This window comes from uncultured Microbacterium sp. (genome assembly GCF_913776565.1).
Lineage (GTDB): Bacteria > Actinomycetota > Actinomycetes > Actinomycetales > Microbacteriaceae > Microbacterium.
The window spans coordinates 1-7,108 of record NZ_CAJYPF010000213.1; the positions used below are offsets into that span (position 1 = coordinate 1).

Below are 7,108 nucleotides of genomic sequence, written 5' to 3' on the forward strand. Positions count from 1 at the left end.
GACGCCCCCGAGATCGAGCAGGCCGCCGCCGAGGCGCAGCCCGAACCCCTGTTCACCGACGACGCGCTCGCGACCGAGGCGTCCGCCGACGCCGAGACGCCGGTCGCCGAGGCCGCGCCCGCCGAGGTCGCGCCCGCTGCTGAGGACGCGCCCGCTGCTGAGGACGCGCCCGCCGCCGAGGCCGCGCCCGCCGCCGACGCTCCGGCGGCTGATGCGACCGAGACCCCGGCCGCCGATGCGACTGAGACCCCGGCCGCCGCCGCAGCCCCCGCCGAGGAGCCCGCCCCGGCCGAGAAGCCCGCCCGCGCACCGCGCAAGCGCGCCCCGCGCCGCGCCAAGAGCGCCACCGCCGAAGAGAAGGCCGCCGCCGAGGCCGCCGCCGCTGAGGCCGCCGCTGCCGAGGCCGTCGCCGCTGAGGCCGCCGCCGCGGACGAAGCCGCCACGGAGACGGTCGATCCCGCCGCCGAGGCCGCGGCGTCGACCACGCCCGAGACCACGGCCGCGGACGTCGCCGCCGACGCGGACGCCGCATCGACGGACGCCGTCCCCGCCGACGCCGCCGAGACCGGCGACGCGCCCGAGGCCCCGGCCGACGACACCTCCGCCGCGTCGACCGACACGGCCGAACAGGCCGACGAGACCCCGGCGCGCGGTCGCGGTCGCAGCCGGTCGCGCAACCGCAACCGCAACAAGGCGGACGCCGCCGACAAGACCGACTCCGCCGCGGCCAACGCCGCCGCCGAGGAGGGCGAGCAGAACGCCCCGCGCGAGGCCGCGCAGCAGGGCGGGGGTCAGCAGCAGAACGCCCCGCGTGACAACGCGCAGCAGGGCGGTCAGCAGGCCCAGCAGCAGCAGGGCCCGGCGAACAGCCGCAATCGTCAGCGCAACAAGCGCCGCGGTCAGACCACGACGGGCGACGAGTTCGAGACCGAGATCGGCGAGGACGACGTCCTCGTCCCGATCGCGGGTGTGCTCGACGTCCTCGACAACTACGCCTTCGTGCGCACCACCGGGTACCTGCCCGGCCCGAGCGACGTCTACGTCTCGCTCGGTCAGGTCAAGAAGTACAACCTGCGCAAGGGCGATGCGGTCGTCGGCGCGATCAAGCAGCCCCGCGAGGGCGAGCAGCAGGGGCGCCAGAAGTACAACGCGCTCGTGCAGGTCGACTCCATCAACGGTCTGTCGGTCGAGGATGCGGCATCCCGTGTCGAGTTCACCAACCTCACGCCGCTGTACCCGCAGGAGCGCCTGCGCCTGGAGACCGGTCCCGAAAAGCTGACGCAGCGCATCATCGATCTGGTCGCCCCGGTCGGCAAGGGCCAGCGCGGCCTGATCGTCGCGCCCCCGAAGGCCGGCAAGACGATTGTGCTGCAGCAGATCGCCAACGCGATCGCGACGAACAACCCCGAGGTCCACCTCATGGTCGTGCTCGTCGACGAGCGCCCCGAAGAGGTCACCGACATGCAGCGCACCGTGCGCGGCGAGGTCATCGCCTCTACCTTCGACCGTCCCGCCGAAGACCACACCACGGTCGCCGAGCTGGCGATCGAGCGCGCGAAGCGCCTCGTCGAGCTCGGTCGCGACGTCGTCGTGCTGCTGGACTCCATCACCCGCCTCGGCCGCGCCTACAACCTCGCCGCCCCCACCTCGGGCCGCGTCCTGAGCGGCGGCGTCGACGCGTCGGCGCTGTACCCGCCCAAGCGCTTCTTCGGTGCCGCGCGCAACATCGAGAACGGCGGATCGCTCACGATCCTCGCCACCGCGCTGGTCGAGACCGGGTCCAAGATGGACGACGTGATCTTCGAGGAGTTCAAGGGCACGGGCAACAGCGAGCTGCGCCTGAACCGTCAGCTCGCCGACAAGCGCATCTTCCCGGCCGTCGACGTCAACGCGTCGAGCACCCGTCGCGAAGAGATGCTGCTCTCGAACGACGAGGTCAAGATCACCTGGAAGCTGCGTCGTGCCCTCGCCGGTCTCGAGCCCCAGCAGGCCCTCGAGGTCGTGCTCGGCAAGCTGAAGGAGACGCAGTCCAACGTCGAGTTCCTCGTGCAGATGCAGAAGTCGATCCCGGCGCCCGCGCGCGGCGGTGACGACAACAGCATCCGCTGATCGGCGGCGCTCGCGATGTCGGTCCCGGCGATGTTCGAGTCGGTCCGCGGGCTCCTCGATGAGCACGCGGCCGTCGAACTCGAGCTGAACGACCCCGCGGTGCACGCCGACGCGGCGCGTGCCAAGAGGGTGAACCGGCGCTACGCCGAGCTGAGCCGCATCGTGCACGCCCACGCGGCCTGGCGCGCGGCATCCGACGATCTGGATGCCGCGCGCGAACTCGCGCGCGAAGACGAGGCCTTCGCCGACGAGGTCCCGGCGCTCGAAGAGCGGGTGGACGAGACGCAGGAGCGTCTGCGACGCCTGCTCATCCCGCGCGACCCCGACGACGCGCGCGACGTGATCATGGAGATCAAGGGCGGCGAGGGCGGTGCCGAGAGCGCGCTGTTCGCGGCCGACCTGCTGCGCATGTACCTCCAGTACGCGGCGTCCATGGGGTGGAAGACCGAGCTGCTCGAGCGCACCGAGAGCGACCTCGGCGGCTACAAGGACGTGCAGGTCGCGATCAAGGGGTCCTCGAGCGACCCGGCCCAGGGCGTGTGGGCCCACCTGAAGTACGAGGGCGGCGTGCACCGCGTGCAGCGCGTGCCAGCGACCGAGTCGCAGGGGCGCATCCACACCTCCACGACGGGCGTGCTCGTGTTCCCCGAGGTCGACGAGCCCGAAGAGGTCGCGATCGACCCGAACGACCTCAAGATCGACGTGTTCCGCTCCTCGGGACCGGGCGGTCAGTCCGTCAACACGACCGACTCGGCCGTGCGCATCACGCACGCGCCCACCGGCATAGTCGTGTCGATGCAGAACGAGAAGTCCCAGCTGCAGAACCGCGAGGCCGGAATGCGCGTGCTGCGCGCGCGCCTGCTCGCCAAGCAGCAGGAGGAGCGCGACGCCGTCGCGGCCGACGCGCGCCGCTCGCAGATCCGCGGCATGGACCGGTCGGAGCGGATCCGCACGTACAACTTCCCCGAGAACCGCATCGCCGATCACCGCACCGGCTACAAGGCCTACAACCTGGACCAGGTGATGGACGGCGCCCTCGGCCCGATCATCGAGTCCGCGATCGCCGCCGACGAGGAGGCGCGACTCGCCGCTCTCGCCGACTCCTAGGATCGGGTGATGCCCACCGCCGCCGAGATCGTCGCGTTCGACGACACGCCCCCGCCGCCCGGGATGTCGCCCTGGGTCGGTACGGCGGAGCAGCCTCGGCGTATCGAGGTGGTGGATCCGGATGCCGCGTGGCCGGAGGTCTTCGACACGCTCCGCGCGCAGATCCGCGGGGTCCTCGGCGAACGCGCCCTCTCGATCGAGCACGTCGGCTCGACGTCGGTGCCCGGTCTCGCCGCCAAACCGGTGATCGACATCGACCTCACCGTCGGCGACACGGACGACGAGGCGTCGTACGTTCCCGCGCTGGAGAACCTCGGCTTCGTGCTGCGGGTGCGGGAGCCCTGGTGGCTCGGACACCGCTGCCTCGTGCGCACCGCGCCCGCCGCGAACCTGCACGTCTGGCCCCCGGACAGCCCCGAAGCGGCGCGGCACCGGATCTTCCGCGATTGGCTGCGCGCCGATGCGGCAGACCGCGAGCTCTACGCCGAGACGAAGCGCGCCGTCGCCGCCGACGGCCTGATGAGCGCCTACAACGCCCGAAAGGAGCGCGTCGTCCGCGAGATCTACGCGCGCGCGTTCGCTGCGGCCGGCCTGCTTCCCTGACGGGGCCGTCGCTCGACGTCGCGCCGGGCGGGCCGGGGCCACAACGCAGGATCCCCCGATCCTCCGAACCCTGGACGGGGCTCGCGGGCCGTTCTTCGGCGGAATGTCCTGCGTCGTGTCGCTGCGTGCGGTCAGGCGTCCCACGCGGGCGGGTGGGGGAGCGGGCCGCGGCGGTTCTCGAGCTGCGCGGCGAGCGAGAGCAGCACGGCTTCGCCGCCGGGCCGCCCGACGAGCTGCACCGACACCGGGTGGCCGGTCGGGTCGGCGGTCACCGGCAGGGTCAGAGCGGGCAGTCCCGCGACGTTGACGAAACTCGAGTAGGGCGCGTACTCCACCTGCATCGCGAAGGTGCGCTCGGGGCTGTGACCCGCGTACGCGCCGACGGGCTGCGGCGGTTGCGCGAGGGCGGGCGTGAGGACGGCGTCGAAGCGAGAGAAGTCCGCCACGGTCCGCCTCTCGAAGGCGCGGGCGGCGGCGAGGCCGCCGAGCAGCTCGACCGCCGACAGGCGGCGTCCTTCCTCGACCAACCACGCCGTCAACGGCTCGACCAGGGCGGCGTCCGCTTCGTCGAGGGGGATGCGCGCCGCGCTCGCGCGCCAGAGCACCTGGAAGAGATCGGGGTATCCGACCGGATGCCAATCGGCATCCGTCACGTCGTGCCCGGCATCCGTGAACCACGCCGCCGCCGTCGAGAACGCGTCGCGGGCGGCGGCATCCAGGACGATGTCTTCGCTGTCGTCCCAGGGCGACACCGTGGTGATGCCGACGCGCAGGGGACCGGGATCGCGCCGCGCGGCGTCGACGAACGGGCCCGACCCGGGTGCACCCGTGGCGTACGGGAACGGTGCGAGGCCGACGAGGGCGTCGAGCAGCAGGGCGGCGTCCTCCACGGTCCGGGCGATCGGCCCGGTCACCGACAGCTGGTCGGGGGAGTCCAGCCCCGAGCCGATCGGCAGTCGCCCGCGCGAGGGCTTGAGCCCCACCACGCCCACGGTGGCCGACGGGATGCGGATCGACCCCCCGCCGTCCGAGCCGACCGCCGCGGGCAGCCGGCCCGCGGCGACCGCGACCGCCGCCCCTCCGCTCGAACCGCCGGCCCCCGCCGAGGGACGCCACGGATCGCGGGCGGGGGCGTGGATGAGCGGCTCGGTGAACCCGGTCAGCCCGAATTCCGAGGTGCTCGTCTTGCCGACGTTGACGGCGCCGGCGTCGTCCAGCGCCCGGGCGAGGGGATCGGATGCCGTGGGCACGTGATCCATCCGAGATCGCGACCCGTAGCGGGTGGGCACCCCCGCACGCGCCACGAGGTCCTTGTCGGCCAGGGGAACGCCCCAGAGCGCACCGCACGCGGGACGGGGGAGTGCGCGCGCGCGGGTGATCGCGGCCTCCCTCGTCACCTCCGCGAACGCGCCGAGGCCGTCGATCCGGTCGATGCGGTCGAGGTACGCGATCGTCAGGTCGGCGGGCGAGAACTCACCCGCTCGCAGCGCCGTCATCTGGGCGGCGAGCGAGAGTTCGTGCAAGCGCGGCATCCCTCGAGCCTAGGACGCTCGTCAGATCCAGTACTCGGGTGTGGTCAGCAGGGCACGGGTGTCTTCTCCGCTGCGCCGCGTGCGCGCCTTCGCCGGCACCCCCACCAGCACACTGTCGGCCGGGGCGTCGCGCGTGACCACCGCATTCGCCCCGACGACCGATCGTGCGCCGAGCGTGATCGGGCCGAGGATCTTGGCCCCCGCGCCCACGGCGACCCCGTCGTGCAGGGTCGGGTGGCGCTTGCCGCCCTCGCGCTGACGACCGCCGAGCGTGACGCCGTGGTAGAGCATGACGTCGTCGCCGACCTCGGCCGTCTCTCCCACGACGACCCCCATGCCGTGGTCGATGAAGAAGCGACGGCCGATGGTCGCGCCGGGGTGGATCTCGATGCCCGTCAGCCAGCGCGTCACCTGCGAGAGCGCCCGCGCCGGGAAGCGCAGGCCCCGTTGCCAGAGCCGGTGCGCGACACGGTAGGACCACACGGCGTGCAGCCCCGGGTACAGCAGGGCGATCTCGACAGCCCCGCGCGCGGCGGGGTCGCGGAGCTTGGCGGAGGCGATGTCTTCGCGGATCCGCGAGAGGGCCCCCACGTCAGTCTTCGCGCAGGTGCTCGTAGAGGGCGGTGGAGAGATAGCGCTCGCCGTACGAGGGGATGATGACGACGATGTTCTTGCCCGCCGCTTCGGGGCGTCGCGCGATCTCGAGAGCGGCCCAGATGGCTGCTCCCGACGACATGCCGACCAGGATGCCGTCTTTCGCGGCGGTCTCGCGCGCGAGACGGATCGCGTCGTCGAACTCGACGTCGATGACCTCGTCGATGATGTCGCGGTCGAGGATCGCGGGGACGAAGTTGGGGCCGATGCCCTGGATCTTGTGGGGGCCGGGGTGGCCCTTGGTCAGCACGGGGGAGTCGGCGGGCTCGACGGCGATGACCTTGACCCCGGGGACGCGCTCCTTGAGCACCTGGCCGACGCCCGTGATCGTTCCGCCCGTGCCGATGCCGGCGACGAAGTAGTCGACATTGCCGTCGGTGTCGCTCAGGATCTCCTCGGCGGTGGTCTTGCGGTGGATGGCGGGGTTCGCCTCGTTCTCGAACTGGCGCGCCCACACGGCGCCGGGGGTCTCGGCGACGATGCGCTTGGCCTCGTCGACCGCGTGCGACATGCCCTTGGTGGGATCGGTCAGCACGAGCTCGGCGCCGAACGCCTTGAGCAGGATGCGGCGCTCCTTCGACATCGAGGCCGGCATGGTCAGGATGACTTTGTACCCGCGCGCCGCGCCGACCATCGCGAGCGCGATGCCGGTGTTGCCACTGGTCGACTCCACGAGCGTGCCCCCGGGCTTGAGTTCGCCCGACGCCTCGGCGGCATCGACGATCGCGATCCCCAGACGGTCCTTGACGCTGGAGGCGGGGTTATAGAACTCGAGCTTGGCGAGGATCTGGCCCCCGGCGCCCTCCGCGACGCGGTTCAGCCGCACGAGCGGGGTACCGCCGAATGCAGAGGTGATGTCGGAGTGGATGCCGGGCATGGCTCGCCTTTCGCCGTCGGTCGGGGACGCCCTCATTTTAGGCGAGCCCCCCTGACGCACCGGCCGTATTACGCGGCGCGACTAGGCTGGGTCCCCGTCATGACGGACCCCATCTCGCCCCCCGCCCCCGCGGCCGTCTCGGTCGATCGGACCCTGCGCGACACCGCCGCCCGCCTCGCCGCCGCGGGCGTCGTCGACCCGCGGGTCGACGCCGAGCTGCTCGTCG

General features: G+C 72.5%; 6 protein-coding genes. 3 read left to right on the forward strand and 3 right to left on the reverse strand.

Going from position 1 to position 7,108, the window contains the following annotated elements:
- Positions 1-48 precede the first annotated feature (48 nt).
- From rho to QZ433_RS12095, 3 genes are read left to right on the forward strand one after another with little or no spacing between them, the layout of a single operon-like run.
- Complete coding sequence (gene rho / locus QZ433_RS12085) at positions 49-2,109, forward strand: transcription termination factor Rho (protein ID WP_295783800.1); 2,061 nt, start codon at positions 49-51, stop codon at positions 2,107-2,109.
- A gap of 30 nt (positions 2,110-2,139) precedes the next feature.
- Positions 2,140-3,216: a peptide chain release factor 1 gene (gene prfA / locus QZ433_RS12090; RefSeq protein ID WP_295783785.1), complete on the forward strand. Its 1,077-nt coding sequence runs from the start codon at positions 2,140-2,142 to the stop codon at positions 3,214-3,216.
- A gap of 9 nt (positions 3,217-3,225) precedes the next feature.
- Entirely contained in the window at positions 3,226-3,819 is a 594-nt protein-coding gene (locus QZ433_RS12095) for a GrpB family protein (RefSeq protein WP_295783788.1), read from the forward strand.
- Positions 3,820-3,950: 131 nt separating this feature from the next.
- Here the strand turns inward: QZ433_RS12095 and QZ433_RS12100 are convergent, their stop codons facing one another.
- Genes QZ433_RS12100 through cysK form a run of 3 tightly spaced genes read right to left on the reverse strand, consistent with a single transcriptional unit; the run spans position 3,951 to position 6,882 of the window.
- Positions 3,951-5,351, reverse strand: a complete 1,401-nt coding sequence (locus tag QZ433_RS12100) for an amidase (RefSeq protein WP_295783791.1) — start codon at positions 5,349-5,351, stop codon at positions 3,951-3,953.
- A gap of 21 nt (positions 5,352-5,372) precedes the next feature.
- Positions 5,373-5,942 (reverse strand): serine O-acetyltransferase EpsC, encoded by a 570-nt coding sequence (epsC, locus tag QZ433_RS12105; RefSeq protein ID WP_295783794.1) that lies wholly within the window; start codon positions 5,940-5,942, stop codon positions 5,373-5,375.
- A gap of 1 nt (position 5,943) precedes the next feature.
- Positions 5,944-6,882 (reverse strand): cysteine synthase A, encoded by a 939-nt coding sequence (gene cysK / locus QZ433_RS12110; protein WP_295783799.1) that lies wholly within the window; start codon positions 6,880-6,882, stop codon positions 5,944-5,946.
- Between the last annotated feature and the right edge of the window lie 226 nt (positions 6,883-7,108).